Source organism: Candidatus Hikarchaeum yamanae (genome assembly GCF_009889665.1).
In the GTDB taxonomy this organism is placed as follows: Archaea; Halobacteriota; Halobacteria; order Halobacteriales; family Hikarchaeaceae; genus Hikarchaeum; species Hikarchaeum yamanae.
In genome coordinates this window covers 38,071-59,048 of the sequence record NZ_WTZR01000006.1, presented here as the reverse complement: position 1 = coordinate 59,048, position 20,978 = coordinate 38,071, and the positions used below count along the sequence as shown (strand labels likewise).

Annotated in this window: 24 protein-coding genes; 10 read left to right on the top strand and 14 right to left on the bottom strand. The window is 41.3% G+C overall.

All coding sequences use genetic code 11. The features are described 5' to 3' along the window. Positions 1-370: 370 nt before the first annotated feature. A complete protein-coding gene (locus ACM9H2_RS03845; RefSeq protein WP_415488403.1) occupies positions 371-652 on the bottom strand; it encodes a hypothetical protein in 282 nt (93 codons plus the stop codon). A gap of 84 nt (positions 653-736) precedes the next feature. Here ACM9H2_RS03845 and ACM9H2_RS03840 point away from each other — a divergent pair, with 84 nt between their 5' ends. After that, on the top strand, positions 737-1,333 hold the full coding sequence (locus ACM9H2_RS03840) for a hypothetical protein (protein WP_415488401.1): 597 nt from the start codon (positions 737-739) through the stop codon (positions 1,331-1,333). A gap of 9 nt (positions 1,334-1,342) precedes the next feature. On the opposite strand, the gene ACM9H2_RS03835 is transcribed toward ACM9H2_RS03840, so the two are convergent. The 7 genes from ACM9H2_RS03835 to ACM9H2_RS03805 all read right to left on the bottom strand — a co-directional run bounded on the left by ACM9H2_RS03835 (position 1,343) and on the right by ACM9H2_RS03805 (position 6,475). Then, positions 1,343-1,690, bottom strand: coding sequence for a hypothetical protein (locus ACM9H2_RS03835; protein ID WP_415488400.1), 348 nt, complete (start codon positions 1,688-1,690; stop codon positions 1,343-1,345). Further along, on the bottom strand, positions 1,687-2,052 hold the full coding sequence (locus ACM9H2_RS03830) for a Rieske (2Fe-2S) protein (RefSeq protein WP_415488398.1): 366 nt from the start codon (positions 2,050-2,052) through the stop codon (positions 1,687-1,689). Before ACM9H2_RS03830 ends, ACM9H2_RS03835 begins: the two co-directional genes overlap by 4 nt. Beyond that, positions 2,052-3,122, bottom strand: coding sequence for an amidohydrolase family protein (locus tag ACM9H2_RS03825; RefSeq protein ID WP_415488396.1), 1,071 nt, complete (start codon positions 3,120-3,122; stop codon positions 2,052-2,054). The genes ACM9H2_RS03830 and ACM9H2_RS03825 overlap by 1 nt, the downstream gene beginning before the upstream one ends. 58 nt (positions 3,123-3,180) lie before the next feature. Continuing rightward, complete coding sequence (locus ACM9H2_RS03820) at positions 3,181-4,056, bottom strand: ATP-grasp domain-containing protein (RefSeq protein WP_415488394.1); 876 nt, start codon at positions 4,054-4,056, stop codon at positions 3,181-3,183. A 34-nt stretch (positions 4,057-4,090) separates the two neighbouring features. Further along, on the bottom strand, positions 4,091-4,618 hold the full coding sequence (locus ACM9H2_RS03815) for a 50S ribosomal protein L16 (protein WP_415488392.1): 528 nt from the start codon (positions 4,616-4,618) through the stop codon (positions 4,091-4,093). Between the two features lie 404 nt (positions 4,619-5,022). After that, the gene (locus ACM9H2_RS03810; RefSeq protein ID WP_415488390.1) at positions 5,023-5,403 is read right to left on the bottom strand and encodes an Hsp20/alpha crystallin family protein; all 381 of its coding nucleotides are present in this window, start codon (positions 5,401-5,403) and stop codon (positions 5,023-5,025) included. 55 nt (positions 5,404-5,458) lie between these two features. Continuing rightward, entirely contained in the window at positions 5,459-6,475 is a 1,017-nt protein-coding gene (locus ACM9H2_RS03805) for a type II glyceraldehyde-3-phosphate dehydrogenase (protein WP_415488408.1), read from the bottom strand. A 111-nt stretch (positions 6,476-6,586) separates the two neighbouring features. On the opposite strand from ACM9H2_RS03805, the gene ACM9H2_RS03800 reads away from it, so the two are divergent. Genes ACM9H2_RS03800 through crcB form a run of 4 tightly spaced genes read left to right on the top strand, consistent with a single transcriptional unit; the run spans position 6,587 to position 8,948 of the window. Further along, on the top strand, positions 6,587-7,537 hold the full coding sequence (locus ACM9H2_RS03800; protein WP_415488388.1) for an aminopeptidase: 951 nt from the start codon (positions 6,587-6,589) through the stop codon (positions 7,535-7,537). 6 nt (positions 7,538-7,543) lie between these two features. Beyond that, positions 7,544-8,188: an HVO_0476 family zinc finger protein gene (locus ACM9H2_RS03795; protein ID WP_415488386.1), complete on the top strand. Its 645-nt coding sequence runs from the start codon at positions 7,544-7,546 to the stop codon at positions 8,186-8,188. Then, positions 8,185-8,586: a fluoride efflux transporter FluC gene (locus tag ACM9H2_RS03790; protein WP_415488384.1), complete on the top strand. Its 402-nt coding sequence runs from the start codon at positions 8,185-8,187 to the stop codon at positions 8,584-8,586. The genes ACM9H2_RS03795 and ACM9H2_RS03790 overlap by 4 nt, the downstream gene beginning before the upstream one ends. Next, positions 8,583-8,948, top strand: a complete 366-nt coding sequence (crcB, locus tag ACM9H2_RS03785) for a fluoride efflux transporter CrcB (RefSeq protein ID WP_415488382.1) — start codon at positions 8,583-8,585, stop codon at positions 8,946-8,948. The genes ACM9H2_RS03790 and crcB overlap by 4 nt, the downstream gene beginning before the upstream one ends. A gap of 17 nt (positions 8,949-8,965) precedes the next feature. Here the strand turns inward: crcB and ACM9H2_RS03780 are convergent, their stop codons facing one another. The 5 genes from ACM9H2_RS03780 to ACM9H2_RS03760 form a co-directional block, all read right to left on the bottom strand. Further along, a complete protein-coding gene (locus ACM9H2_RS03780) occupies positions 8,966-10,150 on the bottom strand; it encodes a pyridoxal-phosphate-dependent aminotransferase family protein (RefSeq protein WP_415488380.1) in 1,185 nt (394 codons plus the stop codon). A 51-nt stretch (positions 10,151-10,201) separates the two neighbouring features. Beyond that, positions 10,202-11,686, bottom strand: coding sequence for a phosphoenolpyruvate carboxykinase (ATP) (locus ACM9H2_RS03775; protein ID WP_415488378.1), 1,485 nt, complete (start codon positions 11,684-11,686; stop codon positions 10,202-10,204). A gap of 109 nt (positions 11,687-11,795) precedes the next feature. Next, positions 11,796-12,356 (bottom strand): thioredoxin family protein, encoded by a 561-nt coding sequence (locus ACM9H2_RS03770; RefSeq protein ID WP_415488376.1) that lies wholly within the window; start codon positions 12,354-12,356, stop codon positions 11,796-11,798. A 40-nt stretch (positions 12,357-12,396) separates the two neighbouring features. Further along, positions 12,397-14,127, bottom strand: coding sequence for a MutS-related protein (locus ACM9H2_RS03765; protein ID WP_415488374.1), 1,731 nt, complete (start codon positions 14,125-14,127; stop codon positions 12,397-12,399). Positions 14,128-14,360: 233 nt separating this feature from the next. Further along, positions 14,361-14,600 carry a hypothetical protein gene (locus tag ACM9H2_RS03760; RefSeq protein ID WP_415488372.1) on the bottom strand — a complete coding sequence of 80 codons (240 nt, stop codon included), beginning with the start codon at positions 14,598-14,600 and terminating at the stop codon, positions 14,361-14,363. Between the two features lie 101 nt (positions 14,601-14,701). Between ACM9H2_RS03760 and ACM9H2_RS03755 the strand changes: the two genes are divergently transcribed. The 3 genes from ACM9H2_RS03755 to ACM9H2_RS03745 all read left to right on the top strand — a co-directional run bounded on the left by ACM9H2_RS03755 (position 14,702) and on the right by ACM9H2_RS03745 (position 18,684). Continuing rightward, entirely contained in the window at positions 14,702-15,751 is a 1,050-nt protein-coding gene (locus tag ACM9H2_RS03755) for a P-loop NTPase (protein WP_415488370.1), read from the top strand. Between the two features lie 135 nt (positions 15,752-15,886). Beyond that, positions 15,887-17,743, top strand: a complete 1,857-nt coding sequence (locus ACM9H2_RS03750; RefSeq protein ID WP_415488407.1) for a 2-oxoacid:acceptor oxidoreductase subunit alpha — start codon at positions 15,887-15,889, stop codon at positions 17,741-17,743. A 2-nt stretch (positions 17,744-17,745) separates the two neighbouring features. Next, entirely contained in the window at positions 17,746-18,684 is a 939-nt protein-coding gene (locus ACM9H2_RS03745; RefSeq protein WP_415488368.1) for a thiamine pyrophosphate-dependent enzyme, read from the top strand. 12 nt (positions 18,685-18,696) lie between these two features. On the opposite strand, the gene ACM9H2_RS03740 is transcribed toward ACM9H2_RS03745, so the two are convergent. Next, on the bottom strand, positions 18,697-19,866 hold the full coding sequence (locus ACM9H2_RS03740; RefSeq protein WP_415488366.1) for a pyridoxal phosphate-dependent aminotransferase: 1,170 nt from the start codon (positions 19,864-19,866) through the stop codon (positions 18,697-18,699). Positions 19,867-19,933: 67 nt separating this feature from the next. Here ACM9H2_RS03740 and ACM9H2_RS03735 point away from each other — a divergent pair, with 67 nt between their 5' ends. Continuing rightward, positions 19,934-20,413, top strand: coding sequence for an SRPBCC family protein (locus tag ACM9H2_RS03735; RefSeq protein ID WP_415488364.1), 480 nt, complete (start codon positions 19,934-19,936; stop codon positions 20,411-20,413). A gap of 86 nt (positions 20,414-20,499) precedes the next feature. Beyond that, on the top strand, positions 20,500-20,940 hold the full coding sequence (locus tag ACM9H2_RS03730; RefSeq protein ID WP_415488362.1) for a Tfx family DNA-binding protein: 441 nt from the start codon (positions 20,500-20,502) through the stop codon (positions 20,938-20,940). Positions 20,941-20,978 lie beyond the last annotated feature (38 nt).

Below are 20,978 nucleotides of genomic sequence, written 5' to 3'. Positions count from 1 at the left end.
TTGATTACCCACCACATTGTGAACCACCTGCAGAGATTTGGCAAAATATGGATCTCGACGAATACATCCGTGGAAGAAAATCAAGCTAGCACTATTTTTCAATGAATCCTCTCGCGGCTTAGGGATTTATTCAATACAATTCACCACTTGATAGCAACTGCTCTAACTGCAGCAGGAGTAAAAAAAGCCCATAAAGAAGACGAATTCCGATAAATGAGGCACCGTTATTTGTATTGCCACCGGAACTAGGATTAAATGGCCCCGTGGAATCTCACCTCCATTTGACCCCGTACCTACAATTTCCCCTACGTTAGAATCTCTGAAAGATGCCACTTCTTTTATTTTTAAAGAGCAAGAATAAAATAGTCCCTCACTTGGATTTTTTCAACTGATTTTCCATGTGATGTATCTGTTCCTGGTGCAGCGAAATCAACATACTTGATAGGGATGATAGAATAAGCATTTGAACTCCCAATAAAATCCCAAACGCAGAAACTATGGCGAGAACTTCGTGGCCAGTATGATTCACAAACCAATCATATCCTACAAAAATCGCCATCATAATTCCCACTAATGTGGATAACAATCCAGTTCCTATGATCAATTTATGACGGGTTTTGATCACTTCCAGTCCTTTATTTCCCCATTCCATGCGTTTCTCTATACTCTCCCCGTTCTTATTTTCTTTGATATCTAAACGCTTAACACTCCCAATCCCCGAGATATTCACATACCTATGGATTCTGAAGACCCAGATTCGAACGCCGAATTTAATTTTGATAATTTCACAACACCCTCTGTAGTTGATTATGATGACTCTCTCATTCTAACACAAACAGTTGATCCCTCTGGAAGTAGCGGAGTCCGTTTATACCAACTTGAAGATTCTGTCTTCGCATTTACAACCTTTAGTCGTGATATTCATTCTGGAACCGGCTGGTCTGAATTTTTACTCGCGAAAGGAACTCTCAATATTCACCCTCCCTCTTTTGATATGGACGCCTTATCTAATTCAATCGGAGACCTCTCTGTAAAAATATCCGAAAATCAAGTGAACGACGCCCTTGAAATCTATAAAACCCAATGTGTCACCGTAGTGGAATCTGCTTTATTTGACCCTGATTCAAAATACGAAGTTGTTTTTAGAGGGCCTATTGCATACGTCGAAGATTTCTCCTGGCCAACCTCCCTTCTGGATAAACTTTCTTCAGTTTTGGAACCCGACCAATTAGGCTTGGTACCTCCCATTTTTCTCCAACACCGAGAAGGGATGGAAGAAGATTCCTGGATTCAATTGCGTGGTCACTACATGGCTCTACTTGAAATTCTATAATCAAACTCTCTAAACTTCTATTTCTTGTTTTCTCGAAGTCGCTTCCTCTCTAATCACCACGCAAAACCTTTCTGAGCTAATGCCATATATTGTATTTCCCTCCTGAGTTCTATATTTTTTAATATCACATACTGGTATGTCATCCATTCTAATTTCCCAATCATCTAGGTATCTCACATCTATCCCTATAAATAGAATCTCGCATTCTAGCTCTTCCTCTAGGGCTGGAACTATTGTATGGGTGTATGTGCCGTCTTCAAACCTAGGGGGGTCATAAAATGGGAGGTCCATTCCCGATTTTATGGATTGGTTTTCAATCCACCAATCAGGTAATTCGTCTCTCCCATCTATCATCATAAAGTAACTATGATCTTTCCGTCTTCAACACGCACAGGATATGAAGGAAGTTTGACAGATCTCCTAGATAAGCAAGTCCCCGTTTTTATATCATATTCCCAACCGTGCCACGGACAGTTCAATATTTTTCCTTCTTTTATCCAATTCAGCCTAGTTTCTAGAGTGTCTCTATTAAACTCACCTTCAAACGTCCCTGTAAGGGTCCCTTCACACCAGGGTCCACCTTGATGAGCACACCAATTAGCAAACGCATAATACTCTCCATCTATATAAAATATTCCAATTTCTCTTCCCTTCAATTCAACAAGAATTCTCTCTCCCTCTTTTATCTCTGAAACTTCTGCAACTACGTGATCTGCCATTAAATCCCGTACACCTCTTTGGCATTTCCTGACAATACTTTTTTTCTATCCTTCGCAGGTATATTCACCCTAAGGAATTTCTCCAAACCCTCTGGATGGTCAAAATCGAAGTGTGGATAATCCGAAGAAAACATCATCCTATCAAATCCGATCACTTCCATTATCTTCCTCATGTCTTCTTGATTATTTGGCTCTCCAACGGGTTGGGTGGATATGTAGAATTGATCTTTGATATACTCTTCTGGAGTTTTTGTTAACATCGGCGCATCAAACCTTCGGATTGAGTGCACTTTGTTTAATCGATACATCATGTACGGGAGCCAGGTAACTCCCCCTTCTAAGAAAATAAATTTTAGGTCTGGGAATTTCTCGGGAACTCCGTGTTCAAAGAGGCTAGTCATTGTTAGAAAGTGGGCATATGGGTGTGTTAACACATGCACTGCGAAGAATGATTCTACTCCTGCATTTTGTCTTGGAAAATCAACGATAAATCCACTGTCATATGCATGATAAGATACAGGGAGTCCCTTGTCTTCTGCCGCTCGATATACTACGTCATATCGTGGGTCGCCTAGTGGCGGGTTTGGACCTGTATTGTCTATAAAAACCCCGATATATTGCTTTTCATCTGCCATTCTGTAAATTTCTTCTGCTGCCGCTTCTGGATCTTGCATTGCGACTGTTATCAAACCATAAAAGTGAGGATAGTCGTCCAAATATTTCTGTAGAACTAAATCATTATACCCTTTCATGAGCGCAACAGCAAGCCGAGACATAGATGCCTTTCCCAACTTCCCAAATGAATTTATTATTGGATGGTCGATGTGGAACTCTTCACATAACTTTTCGTGAATATCCTCTGGCCCCGTAATTTGTCTCTTTTCTATTTTCCCCGCCATACTTCTGTCCCACCCCGAATCTGGAAGTGGGTTCCCAATATGGCCCTTTGTCATTATACTTTTAAATGGCTCGTCGACCCATTTCGCAATCTCTTCAGGTTTTACCTGGAGATGGACATCTGTATCAATAATCGTCTCCTTTTTCAGTGATAAATTTCTCTCATTTGCCATTTTAATTACTTATTCTGGTCCCCTATGTAATAATCACACCGGATGGTGACAGAAAAATTTAATACCCTTCACTAACCTTTTCGATCAAACCCGCCAATTTATCATAAAATAAAGGTGAATACTTTTCTTCTTGATCAATAGTAGGTCTGGCGTTCGTTTCGTTTATTACAACCCTATCTTTATTCACCAAGATATCTATCCCTACATATTTTATCCCAAGTAATGAAGCAACCTCTTCTGCAATTTTTCTGATGGGTCCTGGCATTTCAGCTTTCACCGCAATCGCATTTCTGTGGACATTTTTTTTCCATTTTTTACCTTCTAAATCGCTTTCTACAAATCTCCTTTCAACAGCACCCACATATTCTCCATCAATTACCATAACTCGGTAATCTTTCGCATCAGGAATGTATTCTTGAATTAAGAATGATTTGTCTCCTGTTTCCACCCTATCCTGAATCAATCTAATATAATCCACAATCCCTTCAAATGAGTCCACATCATCTACAAGAGCAATCCCCAATCCTCTAGTAGCCGAATTTGGTTTTATTATCATTGGATTTTCTATTTTTTCATATGCATCTCTTAACCCCTCTTCCCCAATGGGATTTGAAATCATGACGGTCGATGGGACATCAAATCCATTTTTATTCAGTATTGTTAGCACCCTCCCTTTATTCCTAGAAAGCACGACAGATTCCAATCCATTTACCCACGGAACTTCTAAAAATGCATCAATCACTCCTCCTTCCATAATACGAGATGGATATACAAAACCCACATCTATACCTTGGAGCTCAATAGGATTTTCTTTAGAAATTGATATCCCTCTCCCATAAACATCAATATACCGGGCCAGTATTCCTCGATCTTTAAGAGGATCCTTCATCCTGTTAAAGGTCTCCTCATGAGTGATAACTGCTAATTCCAGCATACTCTTCGTTAATCTCACTGAAATTTCAACGTTACTACTTTATAAGTTCTTGGCCACGTTCAACTACAATCCTACACGGGGGGGATAACTTATTGTACGCCCGCCTTAGTGCCTCTTTTGTAACATTCACTTGATCCACATCACAATAAACTGTAAAAACAATATCCCCTTTGTTCACCCTAGCGGCGGTACCGACAGGTTTCCCAAAAGACAATCTCATCCCATCGGAAACACGGTCGGCACCCGCCCCTGTAGCAACCTTGTTTTCACGGAGAATTTGATGCGGGAATTTATTAAGTAAAAATGTGTAGTTCCCCTCTCCCAATTCTGCAGCCAAGTGGCGATTGGAAGTCAAACGTGCCGCTTCAAGGGAAGTATGCCTCAATTGACATGACTCTTCCACTTTTAAGCAAATTTTAACAGGATAATCTTCATGGGATTTATGCACATCCCCCATGATATGTCGTACAATTCTCGATCCAGGAATTCCAGTTACGTAGTCTCTCCGTGTATAGGCGACTTTATTCTTTTTCCTATACATGGAAGCAGGCTTTCGGGCCATAGTTACCAGAAAGAAGCTCTCACCTCTGCATAAAGGCTCCGAACCGTTCTTATCCTTTCACACCAGATTTCTCCACGTTATATATATTTTCCCCCATCGAGTGACATCTGTCAGACAAGGTCTGACGCACCTTTATGTAGTTACAGAACTCAAAATCTTATACTCCTGCTTAAAACCCATCGCAGCGGTTATCACAACCACTGTTCGCCTCGACAACAGGAACAGCGGGAGTGGGTGCCACATACAGCAAATCATGGCTGATCTTATTGGCACCGTTTCTACCTTCTAAAGTGCCAACTTTATTCACTCATTACCCAACAAAACGTCGGACCATTTTTCTACTATCTCTTTTTTCAATCCAGGAGATCCCTCTGCAACTTTCGCGAAACTATCTTTTTGTACGCTTATTCTATCTCTATTTCCCTAGTTTCAAAACCTTCTTCGATTTTTGGACACGTTACTACTAGAATTCCATTTCTATATTTTGCCTTCACCAAGTCTGAATTTCCAATTTTTGGAAGTACAATTTGTTCATTAATTTCTAGATCTATGTTTTTTGCGTTAATCATGAGAACAAATCCATTACATTTAATCGATATCTCTTCCTTTTCAAACCCTTGTAGGTCCACTGTGATTATCATCTCCTCCTCCAATTCCTGAATATCAGTTTGGATCCCCGAACCACTTTGGATTTTCCCTTCTTCTTCCACTGAGCCTATTATGGAGCCCACCATTGCTTGAATCTCTTCAAAAATATCTTCGAAAGGATCGTCAAAATTACGCATTTTATACCCTACGAAAAGTCATGTATCAGCTTAAGTTTTGCATTCTGATTTATATCTACCTCCTCAGTCCCATTCCCATTGTCTTATCTGTTAAATTCATACTTTCCTCCTGGCCACATTCATTAACTATGGCCCGAATCGCATCTATATTTTCAGGAACCACGTCTGCTTCTTGGTGTATGGCCTGGAATAAATACACCTCTTTACTTTTAACCGAAACCGATTCTTCCCACACACAATTTTCCCATAAATCCCCTCGTGGTCGTTCCAGATCTAGAGCCAACTCCTTAAGTCCTGCAATCCCCTTTATTCCTTCTTCCTCTGCAACCATGTGGATTCTAGACTCACCTGATAACAATCTACACATATCTTCCTTGCTCGTATCTTTTTCCAATGCTATGTTCACCACGTGGACGTGCATTAGCGTTGTAGGCACTTTCAAAGCAAGTGTATCTATGTTTATATTCGGAAGAACGCTCTTAACATCCGGTCCATGGTGAGATGGGAGGTATACTGGATCTAAGATCACATCATTAATTGGTCCTTTCCCAGGTTGGCCTGGGTCCGCCCCTCTCCGAATCAATGTAACGCGCACTTGGTCAATTCCGTATGTCTCTTCTATAGGAGTTAGCAACCTAGCCAATCCTGTTGAATTACATGAAACAACTCTCACCAAGTTCTTTCCAATTGAGTTTTCAAAGTTAGCCCTAGCATTAAAACTAGACTCTACTGAATCTTTTGCCTCACCCCCTTGTACTATCACCGGAGTTCTCATTCCCTTATACAATTCATAATTTCTAACTCCCACTCCCGAAGGGGTCGCATCCACTACTACATCTGCACTATCCCACATTTCTTCTACAGTACCTTCGAATTCGATACCTGCCTCTGCAAATGATTTTTTTGATTCTTTAACCACGTACAATGGATATTTTTTCCCCCCTGCCGTTTTGGCTTCATGATTCGGTCTAGTTTTTGAAACTCCTACCAATTTCATGTCTGGCTGCTGGACCACTGCATCAGCAACCCGTTTGCCTATCGTGCCATACCCATTAACAGCAACATTGATCATATGTCCGATGTCCATTTCTATCGACAAAACGATTTCGGGGCGATGTTTGTGGCATTTAGCTTCTACATTTCTTTAAAAAAGGCTATCTAAGTTGGTATTAATTATCCTAGTATGTCCCTCAAACAAGCCTCTTTCATAGCACTTTCCCAGTGCATGGGACTCCAACAAGGAGAATCTTGCCTCATAATCACTGACTCTGTCTGTAAAGATATAGGGGAATGTCTCTACGAGGTAGCTTTAGATCTAACCACCGACGTCACTCTATTACTTTACCCTCCTGGAAATCAACATGGAGAAGAGCCCCCTTCTGATGTGGCAGCCGCCATGCTGGAATATGACGTTTTTCTAGCTGCAACTAGTAAAAGCATCACTCATACTATGGCTAGAACTGAAGCCACCAATTCTGGCTCTCGTGGTGCAACTTTGCCAGGAATAACCAAGGAAGTAATGATAAAAGGTCTGTGTTCCAACTATGGCGCAATCCGTTCAACGTGCGACGATTTAATCCGCACTCTCGAGGGCTCCAAAACAATCCGTCTAACATCCCATTCAGGAACCGACATTGAGTTCAATCTAGGTTCTCGCAGTTGGCACTCTGACCATGGTATAAATCACAATCCCGGAGATTTTTCCAATTTACCTGCTGGAGAGATCTATATTAGTCCCCTAAGTGCAGATGGAAAATTTATAGTAGATGGTACTATGATGCCCCATGGACTTTTAAAAGAACCAATAGAATTTGAAGTCTCAGGTGGATATGTGACTTATATTTCTGATAACGACATTAAAAACCAAGTCGAAATCGCCGCAAAGGATGTTGGGAAAAATGCGTATAATTTGGCAGAGCTAGGAATTGGAACCAACCTCGATGTTGTTGAATTAATTGGATCCGTTTTGCTAGATGAAAAAGCAGCAGGAACTGTCCATGTGGCAATAGGGGATGACAAAGGAATTGGAGGCGATGTAGAAGCACCATTGCACCTCGATGGGATCATTCGAAACCCCACCCTTTATGCAGATGGAATTAAAATTAGTCTACCTTCTTCCTCAATACAACTGTAACAATTCATGACTAATACCCACTCCAATCGCTGCCCTATTTGCTCTCCTATTATGGAACTCGATCATACAATATTACATACTACTAAAGACACCCTCACTTTACAATGTCCGAATTGCAATTATGTCCATAAAAACCACATTCCATCTCCAAAATTAATCAATTGCAATGTTATCGTTTCTCAACATGAAGATTCTCTCTCAACTACAATCCCGCTCTCCCAAGACACCATTCTTCAACTGGGAGATGAATTCATAGTTGATACTGAAGAAGCCATTTTCGTCGTTACAATAACTTCTCTTGAATCTTTATCCTCTGCAAAACGTGTTGCAAAGACAACTGCACAGAATGTAAAAACCATATGGACTCGGGCCATCGATAATGTTTATGTTAATGTAACCATTCATTCACTCGGGTCCGAAAGACATCAGAGCCGGAGTATGAAATTTGGAGTTCCAGGGGATTATCTCTTCGAGATAGGGAAGATCACTACTTTGGATAATTCCTCATTTTTAATTGAAGGAATACATCTCCGCCAGGATCTCCAAAACAATCCGGTTCCCAAACTTAAAAATAGAGGTGAAGCGGCGCTAGCAAAAGATATCAAACGCATATATGCTAGTGAACCAAAGTATTCCATTTCTTATAGATGAACTCTTCGATTCACCCTTTAAAAGAAATCCCTCCCCGTTTCGTAGATTCCATTGTGTTTCTCTCTTTAGGGGGATTTCTCGGAGCAACCACCAGATATGTTTCCACAATTCTCTTTCCCACTCTGTTTGCCACAATTTTTGTCAATACCCTTGGGAGTTTCTTCATAGGAATACTTTTTTATACAGGTACTTTTACCGAACGTTCCAATCCAATGCTTCATTTTCTCTTGGTAATTGGATTCCTTGCATCATTCACTACGTATAGTACATTCGCTCTCGAAACTTTCCTCTCCCCTCGATTTGCTATGTTGAACATTCTACTGACCTATATCTTGGGATTTGTTGGAGTATTATTTGGAAAATTTATCAGTCAAAAATTACAACAAGGGGGATTATGATGCCCGATCTATACTCAATAGAAACTTTCGCTCTAGTTGGTATTGGCGGCGCATTTGGGGCCCTCGCAAGATATGCTGTAATTCGAGTTGTCCCATCTCAAAACTTTCCCGTGGGCACTTTCATAGTGAATGTGATTGGTAGTTTCATACTGGGTGCATTTACATTTTCTAATAGCTCCTCGGGAATTCTCCTTATGGTGGGGGTGGGAATCTGCGGATCTTTCACTACCTTTTCAACATTCTCCCTTGATACCGTCCGCCTAATTGAAGAAAACAATCTATTGTATGCGGCTATCAACTCTATAGGAACTCTTACTGCATCCCTATTCGCAATTTTACTCGCCTGGGTCGTCTTTCTCTGAGTGCGGTCTTTACTCTTCTATTCCAACTTTCTGTATGTTTCTTCCAGTCCTGCTTTTACATCTATTGTGGCCCCTTCCTTTTGAAGAGCACTCCCAAATGCCATCATGAAATAAGAAATATTATGTGCATTTGCAGAATGCCCCATACAACCAACTCTAAATATTTTCCCACTCAAATCTCCGAGACCTCTTGCAATCTCTAAGTTATATTTCTGAAGAAGTATCTTTACCACATTTATATCATTCACACCCTCTGGAACTCGAATCGCGTTAAGACTTGGAAGCCAATATTCCGCTTTTGAATTCATTTCTATGCCCATTGCTTCCACACCTGATTTTAGCGCGGATGCCAATCCAAGATGTCGTTCCCATCTATTCTCTATGCCTTCTTCATTTACTAACCTAAGTGCTTCTCTTATTGCATATATGCTTGTTATCGGAGCGGTGTGATGGTATGTCCTATCGTCACCCCAATATCCATTCAAAAGACCTAAATCTAAATACCACGATCTGCAAAGCGTTTCTCTCTTCTCTATTTTCTCCAGAGCACTCTCATTCAACGTTAATGGACTTGCCCCCGGAGGGCAGGAAAGACATTTTTGCGCCCCTGAATATGCAACATCAATGCCCCATTTATCCACTTCCAGTTCCACCCCACCCAAAGATGTAACTGTATCTGCAATGACAATGGCCTCATTTTCATGTGCAATAGAAGTTAATTCTTCGACGGAGTGTTGAAGTGCCCCCGTACTCGTTTCGGCATGCACAAATGCAAACACATCTGGGGAATTTTCTTCAAAGGCACGGGAAACTTCTTCGACTTGTAGCGGCTCTCCCCAGGGGGCATCTACATAAACTATTTCCCCACCGGCTCGCATTGCCATTGATTCCATTCTCTTTCCAAAATACCCATTAGTCGGAACTAACACAGTGTCTCCTGGTTCAACTACGTTTGCAAAAGCAGCCTCCATCGCGGCAGACCCTGTACCACTTACTGGGATTGTATATTCATTTTTTGTTCGGAACGTATATCTAAGCAATTCTTGTGTCTCTTCCATAATTTGAAGGAAATAAGGATCCAAGTGCCCTACTAATGGAGTACTCATAGCTCGCAATACTCTTGGATGGACATTACTCGGACCTGGTCCCATCAATATTCTGGTAGGGGGATTTAAATCGTCTATCTGCAAATTTTTAGTCATATTCTGTCTAATATTTCCACATCTGCAACCAAAACTCCATTGAATCTTTTTTTACATTGAAAGAGATGTTTCAGTTAAATTTTCTGCAAGCTTGGAGAACTTCGAAAGATACTCTTTACGCTCTTCTTTCAATGACCCTAAAATCCCACTGTAATCCTCAAAATAATCTGGTGGGTAGAACTCTTTTATATCCATTCCATTCACATATAGTGGAATGCTTAATCCTATCTTATCATCCCTTTTCCATTCTATATCCCCTTTGGCTATTTCTCGTAAAATTGCCACGCTGTGTTCTATTTCAACCGACCTCGAATCTACATTCCCAACCTTTCCTGTATTAATTATAAAACACTCTACTTCTGCTTGCTTTATCAGTTCTAAAAATCTATTGCCCTCCTCTCCTTTGGAACCAATTATGAACGGGTTCGTTCCCACAACCCGGATGGGTTCTCCAGCCTTCGTAGGATCTCCCGCGCTTGTCTCAATTGACTCACCAAGCATGAATGCGGCGGCTGCTTCTTCTTCTGTCAATTTAGCTACAGGTGGCATTAATGGATTCCTCGTGATGAAAAATATTTGGTGCGCCTCTTCCAGATCAATACTATCTGCGGCATTTGGCAAGTCGGAACGCAAAATAGATGCCCTCCCATTATCTGTCAAATTTCCATCATAAAAATCCACATCTCCTGACTTTCCCACGGCAACGTTTTCCAAAACCGCATCATCAGAAATGGTGGCGTCATAGATCTCTGGCTGGTCTTCTTTAGATAATCCAATAGTTTTAATATATAATCCGCCCCCTTCACTCCCTGCAACCAACCCATCTGGGAACAATGCACAGACATCATCCTGGACCAAATTTGCATTTTCAGCACCAGTAAGGCCAAACCCATGGCACGTAAGTGTCGTCTTCCCCGTGGCACTTAAGCCCATGAAGATCTGCCCAACTCGCCTTTCCCCCACTTTCGTGTTTATACAAACTTGTTTGGTCCCTGCATGCAATCCTAACCCATTTCTCTGCTTGGCGTAATACATAAACATCCTCAAAAATGATTTTTTTGCCTCCCCTGTATAATCACTTCCTAGTACATATGTCACACCATCCTCTGGAAATATTCTTATTCGGGTTTCTTCCCAATCTGGAATGTGTACTGTACATAAATCGGGATCCTCTCCGTTACTTGGTTCAAGCAAAGTCGCCCAAGAAAGTGCAATCCTCGCGTATTTTTTAGGAACGAACAATCTGCACGTAAACGATAATCTTGGATGGCTGCCCATCTTTCTATCAATACAAACAAAAGGCTCTGAGAAAACTCGCTCTACAGCATTGAAGATGTGAGTTTCATCATCACTATCAAATTCATCATCTATATTGTTCTTTGTCTTACTCGAACTCCGAGACCTAATCTCACTAACATAGTTTGGACTCCCATATTCTGTAGCCTGTTCTAATTCTTCAGAAAATCGACGCAAATCCTCGAACGTGGGATTATAAATAATATTACTCGCGTCGATGCTTGGAAACTTATGTTTCATTCTATATCCTCTTACGGCGAACTCCGGCAATTCACCTAGATATCATTAGATATTTCTTTTTTGGTATTTATTGACTCCGCTATCGATCGCACCGTGTCACTAATAGGCATTATTCCTTCCATTTAATCCCGCACCCTATTGAAGGAGACACAGTCCCCTTCCATTTTTTCCCTTTCAAACATGCATCAATAACCTCTTTCATTTCGTGTTTTTTTGGCACATCATCTGGATTTGTTGCATCGTCCAGTCTCCCATGGTATACTAGCACGAATTTACTCCCTTTTACAACAAACAAAAATGGATCAGGAGTGCACTCTGCCCCATAATCCCTTGCAACAGTTTGGTCACCGTCATATAGGTAATAATCATATGAAATTTTTCCACTTTCAACCCACTCGGTCATCATTTCAAGCGAATCTTCAGGGTATGCTTCCATATCATTTGAACTAATTCCAACAACCGCCATTTCTGAATACTCCTCTGCCAATTCGTTAAGAACCGGGATTTTTGCTTGGGCATACGGACAATGATTGCACGTAAAACAAACCAGGAGTAGTTTATAATAGACAAAATCCTCTAGGGTGTGTTGATTTCCATCTGTACCAATCAATTTAAACGCAGGGGCTTCACTACCAATTTTTAGTACTTCATTCGACTCTGAAAGGACCATATCTTATAATTTCACTTAAACCTTACAAACTTTCTGAATCTCATTTCTTCCATTTTGGATCATTCAATTTTCGTTGGAATACTCGTTCTCCAAATTTAATATCAAGCTCCCTGTATGCAACCAACTCACTCCTCCTTTTTGTAGAAGCTATGATTTCTTCTATAGCCAATTCTATCGTAGGTTTTGCTATCAAATTTGGCATTGGCTGATACTCCTCCCCACTTTGTTCTTTATCTATGCCTTCAATTCTAATTCCACCTTCTATTGGTACTATTGTCTTTGCAATATGGGTGGAAAAAACCCCCATTGATTCTCCCCGATCTGCGAGATGCAAAACCCATCTAAGTATCTCTGGTGCATCCTTCATCCCAGTCACCATCTCTATTTCATCAACTAGTAACAATGTCTTTTTCTCCTCCACAATTGGAGGGACCATTGACTTCAACATTTCTCTCGCTTCTGCTATTTTCTGTTTCCCCGAACATTTTTGCAATATGATCGAATCAAATAATCCCACCTCTGCATATTCTGCAGGAACTGGAAGTCCCATATTCGATAGTACTGTGATATGAAATACCGTGTCTAACAATGTGGTCTTCCCACTCCCTGCCCTCCCCGTCAACACGGCGAGTCTCTCACTTTCCACTTGGGGCTGAGTTTCAGACGTCCCGATAGTATAATTTATTGGCGTTACTTCCTCCCTCTGCGAACTCAACATAGATAAATTCCGTCCTTTTTTGACCTTTACACACAAGATGTCTTTTTTCACTATCGGCTTAGACATGTCAAAATGCAGTGCAAAGAGAGCCAACGATAGATAAAACGCAATTTTGTCAATTGTCTCAATGGATTTGTTTATGTCGCCCCTTGACCTTTCAATAAATTCTCGATTCTCTTCATCCAATTTTCTTTTTTCTTCATCAATTTCACCTCGAAATTTAGTTTTTAATTTTCTAATTATTTCTAATATAAACTCATCTGCTTCTATCAATTCTTCCACTTCTATATCTCTTATTAGACTCCCGTCGATTCCCGTTTTTCTAGTTAGGGACGCATATACTTCTTCTTTAAACTCTATGAAACCACTAACATTCTTTTTCTTGATATCTTCTATAATTTGGTAGACCTCCTCTTCCATCTGGACCAAACTCTCGATACTCTCTATAGGTGGCCTTATTCTTTCAGCATCCACTTCAAGGGGAGTCTGCTTCAACTGATTCATGGCCCTTTCAACTTTCTTCAGAGTCTCTATGTTCAAAGTTTCTATTTCTTGAAAAACACCACCCAAATTCCCCATGTCATATAAAAATGTAGAAATCCCCACCGTGGTTCGCCCGATTCCCTCTACATCATCGCACCACTTCAAACGCTCCAATATCATTTTTCTATTCTCTTCTGGCAGCAATTTCCATGCCTCAACTGTGTCAAAAATTAAATCAAGCTGTTCATTAATCAAACCAATCGATGACATCGGGGCTAAAATTTTTATCTTATTTTTTACCCTCGAAGACACAGAAAATTTTTGCACTATTTCAAGTATATTTTTATACCCATTTCTAGAATCCACCGATCCAAAAGCATCTATATTCTTCCCCTCTCCCACTCTTCTCAATATGGACACTATTCTTCCAAGACCAACTCCTGTGGACAACAAGGAATCAAAGTCCGAGTAAAGAACTGCCCGTTGAGCCCCATCCACCCCTAATTTATCTTCAAATTTTTCCCTAGTCTTAGGTCCAATCCCCCAATACCTCTCAAGTTCCAATCCCATTTCTTATTCTGTGTTCACTTTTCTTTCCGGACGGGAAAACTAAATTCACCTCCGTTCAATTTCCATCTCCATAGATCGTACCCAAACGCCAACATCCCGACTATAATCAATCCAATTCCCCACCTTAATTCTCCGTTCAACAATGAGTTTATGCCGAACAGAAAAAACACTGCATCCAGTGCCCATTGCCACCATTTCACGTTTTCTACTGGGATCTTAGCCATTTTCCAACCTCACTCCGTCTCCCCGTGATGGTGCCTAAAAGTCTCCACTGCCAACTGAATTTCCCCTGCATTTGCACTATTTTTTGTACCAATTCGGTGACAGATACGACTCCAGCGTATATTTTGTTCCACTTCCCACATTTGGTCAATATCGTGCATTATCTGTATTCCTTTTTCTTTATCCCCTCCTATCGTTTCTTCATAAAATTCATAATCTTCACCACAAACCGGACAATTTTTTGCTCCCATACTTCCCCCTTTGGACTTCCTCCAACTTAAGTCGATTTTCTCCCAATTAGTTTAGATAATTAGCAAACTTCTTATCAAACATGTGACATATATTTGTCTACATGGATGCGCAAGAAGTCCAGGATTTACTTAGTTCTATTCCCGATCCGCGCCTTGGAAATGACATAGTCTCTCTCGGATTGGTTAATTCTATAACCATCGAAGAATCTACAATCAAAATATCCCTTGTTCTGGGGGCTCCTTACTCCACCGAAGAACGATCAATAGCCAAACAAATTAGAGATTTATTTTCAAATTCCAAATTTGAAGTGGAAATATCTGCGCGATCCGAAAAAAATGTTTCACCCGAGGACGACCTTTTACCCACTGTCAAGAACGTAATCGCAGTAGCGTCCGGAAAAGGTGGGGTAGGAAAATCTACTGTTTCTGTAAATCTTGCCACCGAATTGGCGAGACTTGGCGCCAGAGTGGGCCTGTTCGATGCTGATGTTTATGGCCCAAATACTCCTCGGATGATCGGCCACACGGACGAACCCCTTGAAACAAAAGATGGGAAAATCCAACCTCCTGAACAATTTGGAGTAAAATTCATTAGTCTAGGCCTTCTTGTCGGGGAAAATGACCCTGTAATCTGGAGGGGGCCTATGGTTCATAAAATAATTTCACAGTTACTTTCGGATGTAAATTGGGGTTCATTGGACTATTTAATCATAGACTTGCCACCTGGAACGGGGGATGCCCAGTTGACCCTACTTCAAATTGTATCCGTAACTGGGGCCGTGATAGTCACCACGCCACAATCGGTTGTCCTTGACGATGCCGAAAAAAGCCTTAAAATGTTTGATACACATGGAACTCCTATTTTGGGGTTAGTAGAAAATATGAGTGGATTTTTGTGCCCCTCTTGCAACACCGTCCACGACCTGTTTGGAACGGGAACTTCCGAGATATTTGCAAATGAATTGGAACTCCCATTCCTCGGACGAATTCAATTGGACCCTCTTGTTAGGAAGGGATCTGACGACGGATTTCCTGCCGTCCTCAATCCTGATTCAATAGCCCAGTCAGATTTTCAGACAGTTTGCCAAAATATAATCAATAATGTAGGTGCATTAACCCGAAAATTACATTCTGATAATTGTGCAGATTAATTATTTAGGATATGTTGAAATCGATACCAATAGTCGCATTTATGCCACCATTATAAATTAATCTATCATGATTATTCATATTTATTGGGGCAAAGTCTTTTACATGTCAAGTTCCAATCAAATTCCAGTGCATAAATAATGGATTCAGAGCTCATTTGGCGTATTTCGGGAGGGTCCGGGGATGGCATAGTTTCTACTAGTGATAATTTTGGCAAGGCAATCATGAGATCTGGCCTGAATGTTTTCACCCACCGACATTACCCATCTCGCATTCGAGGGGGGCATACCTACGCCGAAATAAGAGCGGGTCCTACGGAATTAAAATCACGTGGCGATGGTTACAATTTCCTCTTGGCATTGGGGGATTCATTTGGCAGAAACCAGAAGATAGATTCTGCATATTATGGAAATGAACGAATAAAGCCCTTAACTGAGAATCTATACGATTTACACAATGGTGGTGTAATTGTATACGACACGGGGATAATCGACATAGAAGATGTACCTGACTTCTCCGAACAAGTGGCTGAAAATAATTGGCATGTCTATCCAATTGATCTGCGTTCCATCGCAAAAGAAGAAGGCAGGGATATCATGCGAAATACTGCTGGTATAGGGGCCACAGCCGCGCTATTGGAAATGGAATTGGCCCCCATCGAAGCGCTGATGAAAGCCGCAATGAAGGGGCCTATATTTGAACAAAATCTAACCATTCTTAGAAATACGTACTCTATGGTGGCTGACACCTTTGAATTTACACATGACATCAGATTCCCCTCTGGCGAGCACAACGAAACCCAAGCTCTCGTATCGGGAAGTCACGCAATAGCTTATGCTGCCCTCGACGAAGGGTGCCGATTTATTGCAGGGTACCCTATGACACCTTGGACTGCTGCATTTACGATTATGTGTGGGATCCTTCCCGATGTTGGTGGTATATCCGAACAAGTTGAGGACGAAATAGCCGCAGCAGCACTTGCCATTGGAGCGTCCCACGCAGGGGTAAAAGCAATGTCAGGATCTGCAGGAGGTGGGTTTTCATTAATGTCTGAACCACTAGGCCTAGCAGAAATGGTTGAACAACCTATAGTCCTCCTAGAGGCCCAGCGCGCAGGCCCTGCAACCGGGATGCCAACTAAGACTGAACAGGCAGATCTAGAGCACGTTCTATATACTAGCCAAGGAGACTCCACCCGCATAGTGTTGGCCCCCGGGGACCCCAAAGAAGCATACGACCAAACCCGTATGGCGTTCCAGATTGCGTATGGGTATAATATCCCTGTGATTCTTTTATACGATCAAAAACTCGGGGCAGAATTGCGAAACATACCTCTTAGTTTCTTCGACCGTGATCCTGATCCTTCCATGCCTGGAACCATCCCCGAATCCGATCTAATCGATGCTCCCCACCATCCCTCTGGCAAGTATCATCGCTATAACTATGACGCAAAAGATGGGGTATCTCTTCGATCCATACCTGGACAGAAACACGGAAGATTCCATGCTTCTGGCAATGAACATACTCAAGAAGGACACATATCTGAAGACCCCATCAATCGAGTTCTACAAATGGACCGACGTAGGAGTAAAATAGCCGCAATAAGGACTTACCTAGATGACCAAAATGTGTCAAATAATACCCCGTATGGTCCTATTTCCTCCCCCTATGGGATCTTAACATGGGGCTCTAACAAAGGAACCGTTGAAGAAGCGGTTGACCGACTTAATTCGTCTGGAACCTCTATAGTAAAAGCACTTTCTGTAAGTGACCTCTGCCCATTCCCTATTCAAGAAGTCACTTCTTTCGTTGAAAGTGTTTCCAAGATCTTAGTCGTGGAAATGAATGCAACGGGCCAATTCCAAGGACTTGTGAAACAACAACTTGGGGCATACGGGGATAAATTATATGCGTTGCTCAAATATGATGGGAATCCATTCGAACCCGCTGAGATTGTAGCAGGATTCGAAGAAAAAATAATGGGAGAAAATTAACTATGAATACTACCTTTAGTGCCATTGGAGAACACAGAACCGTTGACGCAAATGAATTTACACCCGAAATCGAACCCCAACCAACGTGGTGTCCCGGATGTGGAGATTTCTCAGTACTAAACGCTTTGAAGAAAGCTGTCTCTGAAGTCGGCAGGTCCCCCGAGGAAGTTCTTCTTGTTACTGGGGTTGGTTGCTCTAGTAAAATCAGTAGTTATTTCGAGTGTTATGGGTTCCACTCTTTACATGGACGGTCTCTCCCAATTGCACGGGCGGCAAAGTTGGCGAATCCAGATTTACTTGTCATAGCCGCTGGAGGGGATGGAGATGGATATGGAATTGGTGGAAACCATTTCATGCATACTGCTCGTGAAAATCACGATATTGTATATATAGTATTCAACAATGAAGTTTTTGGATTGACAAAAGGCCAAGCTTCTCCCACTTCATTAAAGGGACACAAATCCAAAGAACAACCCCTAGGCAGTGCAAAAGACCCCATTCGACCTTTGTCCATGGGACTTGCAGCTGGTGCATCTTATATAGCAAGAACCGCTGCAGTAAATCCTTCCCAAGCAAAGGACATTCTTGTAGAGGCAATTCAACATGAAGGATTTGCACACATCGATTTCCTTACACAATGTCCCACTTGGAATAAAGATGCAAAACAATATGTTCCATATGTCGATGTTCAGAAATCAGAAGAATATGACTTTGACCCTCGAAACCGCGTGCAAGCGGCACAGATGATGTATGAAACTGAAACTTCACTAGCCGAAGGAAAAATACTCACCGGACGTTATTTCATCGACGATCGGCCTTCTTATCAGCAAGAAAAAATAGCCCGGGGATCTATGCCAAAAGATCCTTTGGCATATCGATACACCGATGAAAAATACTCCTGGGAAAGGTCTTTTGACTATGTTCAAAAGAGACACACGTAGTGACTTTAAATTCTATTGATTATCTTCAATAAATTTTCCTATTCTTTCTATTGCTACCTTCAAATCTTCCATTCCTGTGGCATATGAGAGTCTAAGACAATTTTCTACGGACCCTCCAAAATCTGCCCCCGGTGTAGTGGCCACCCCCACTTCATCTAACAACCTATTGGAAATATCAAATGCATCTCCCAACTCACTAACATCTATCAAAAGATAATAAGCCCCCTCTGGGACATATCCCATTCCTACTCCTAATTTCTCCACCCCTTCAATGAGGACGTCTCTCCTCTTTCTATACACATCTCTCATTTTTGGAACTAAATCGTCTGACATTTGTAAGGCGGCTATCCCTGCGTCTTGTACAAAGTTAGTCGCACAGATGACTAAATTTTGCGTCAATCTGTTTATCACATCTATACATTCGGGTGGACATACAATCCATCCCAAGCGCCACCCAGTCATTGCAAATCTCTTTGAAAAACCATCCACCACAAACGCATCGTCCGTGTGTTCTAATATGCTGTGTGTTTCTGTATCGTAGTATATGCCGTGGTACACTTCGTCCGAAACGATAGTTGTTTTATTTCTCTGTGCAATTCTTGCCAACTCTCCTATTTCCGAATTTTTTAACACGGAACCCGTTGGATTTGAAGGGGAATTTAATAACATCACCTTGGTACTTTCGCTCATAGATTCTTCAAAAAGTTTTATATTCGGCGCAAAACCTGCAGATATATCTAATGGAACTGTGTTGATAGTACCGCCAGTTTGTCTAATAAAATTGGGGTAACAAGCATAATAAGGATCTGTAAGAATCGCCTCATCCCCCTCCTCGAGCAGAGCTAGACAGACCATAGTAAGTGCAGCCGAAGTCCCGGGGGTGATTACTATTCTATCTATTCCAATATCTAAGTCGTACGTCCTTTGATAGTAATCTGAAACCGCTTCTCTTAGTTTTATTTTCCCCCTAGAAGTTGTATACCCTGAATTGCCATTCAACATCGACTCGATTGCCGAATCTATCACTTCTGCCGGAGGTTCAAAATCTGGCTCTCCAACTTCAAGGTGAACCACGTCTTCCATTTTTTGTGCCCGTTCTAATACAGACATGGCTCTGAAAGGGGTAGTTTCCTTCGCACGTTTCGTTAGCATTCTTACCCCGAAAAAGGCAGAAGAGAACATCAACTTGGCTATTTCAATTCCCAATTTAAAACATATATTTTATATTCGTTTAAAAGGAATCAAAAACATGCCTATTTTCACTAAATCTTCTCGTATAATCTCTCCATTTGAGGATGTGTGGAACTTTCATTCAAATATAGCAGGACTTGAACAATTAACCCCTCCTTGGATGAATCTTAAAATCGAGTCTATAGTAGATTCCAAAGGAAACCAAATTCAAGGCAATCTCCCTAAAGGTGCCAAAATAGTAGCCACAATTCAGCCTTTCAAAATAGGCTCTCCCATTGTTTGGAACGTCACAATACTCGAAATCGATGAAAAATCAAATAGTGCATTCTTCCGGGACGATGTGTCCGGGAAACCATTCCAAAGGTGGATCCATACTCATAGTTTTTCATCCCAAGGAGATCACACAATTTTAACAGACAAGGTCGAGTATAATCTAGGTGGATTTCTTAGCCCATTTTCCCTTTTCTGCTACCCATTGTTCTGGGTAATGTTCACTATGCGTCATTATCAACTCAACAAATTACTCCAAGAAAGCTAATCCCCACCACCATTCGACTTTAGTCCTACAAACGTATGAAATATTTTTGAGATGGTTTAATTTATCACCGGGTCCTATCCATCCGTATGACTCGAACTATACCCAATGCCGGAGATACCTTCCTTACGCAAAGACAAATCGAAGTGCTGTCTCTTAGGGAACGCGGAGTGACTCAAAAAAGCATCGCGTCTCAACTTGGAACAAGTGTGGCAAATATCAGCACAATAGAAACTTCTGCACGTGTTAACATATCTAAAGCAGAACAAACAATCACTTTATCTAAACTGCTTAAGTGCAACATCATCTTCAATGCACAGGAAGGAACTGAATTATGGGATCTAGTATCTCGAATTTACACCATGGCTGACAACGGTGATACAAAATTGGCCTACACTGAACCTGAACTCGTGGCATTTCTAAACCGGGGGCTTAAACATGTTTTCAACGATAGAAAATTAACCGCCAGTGCCGAAATTGGATTGACTCCTGATGGAAACTTGATTATAAATCCTACAATCCAAGATTAAATAGATTTAGTTGATCAATTTGGTAATATTAAACCCTT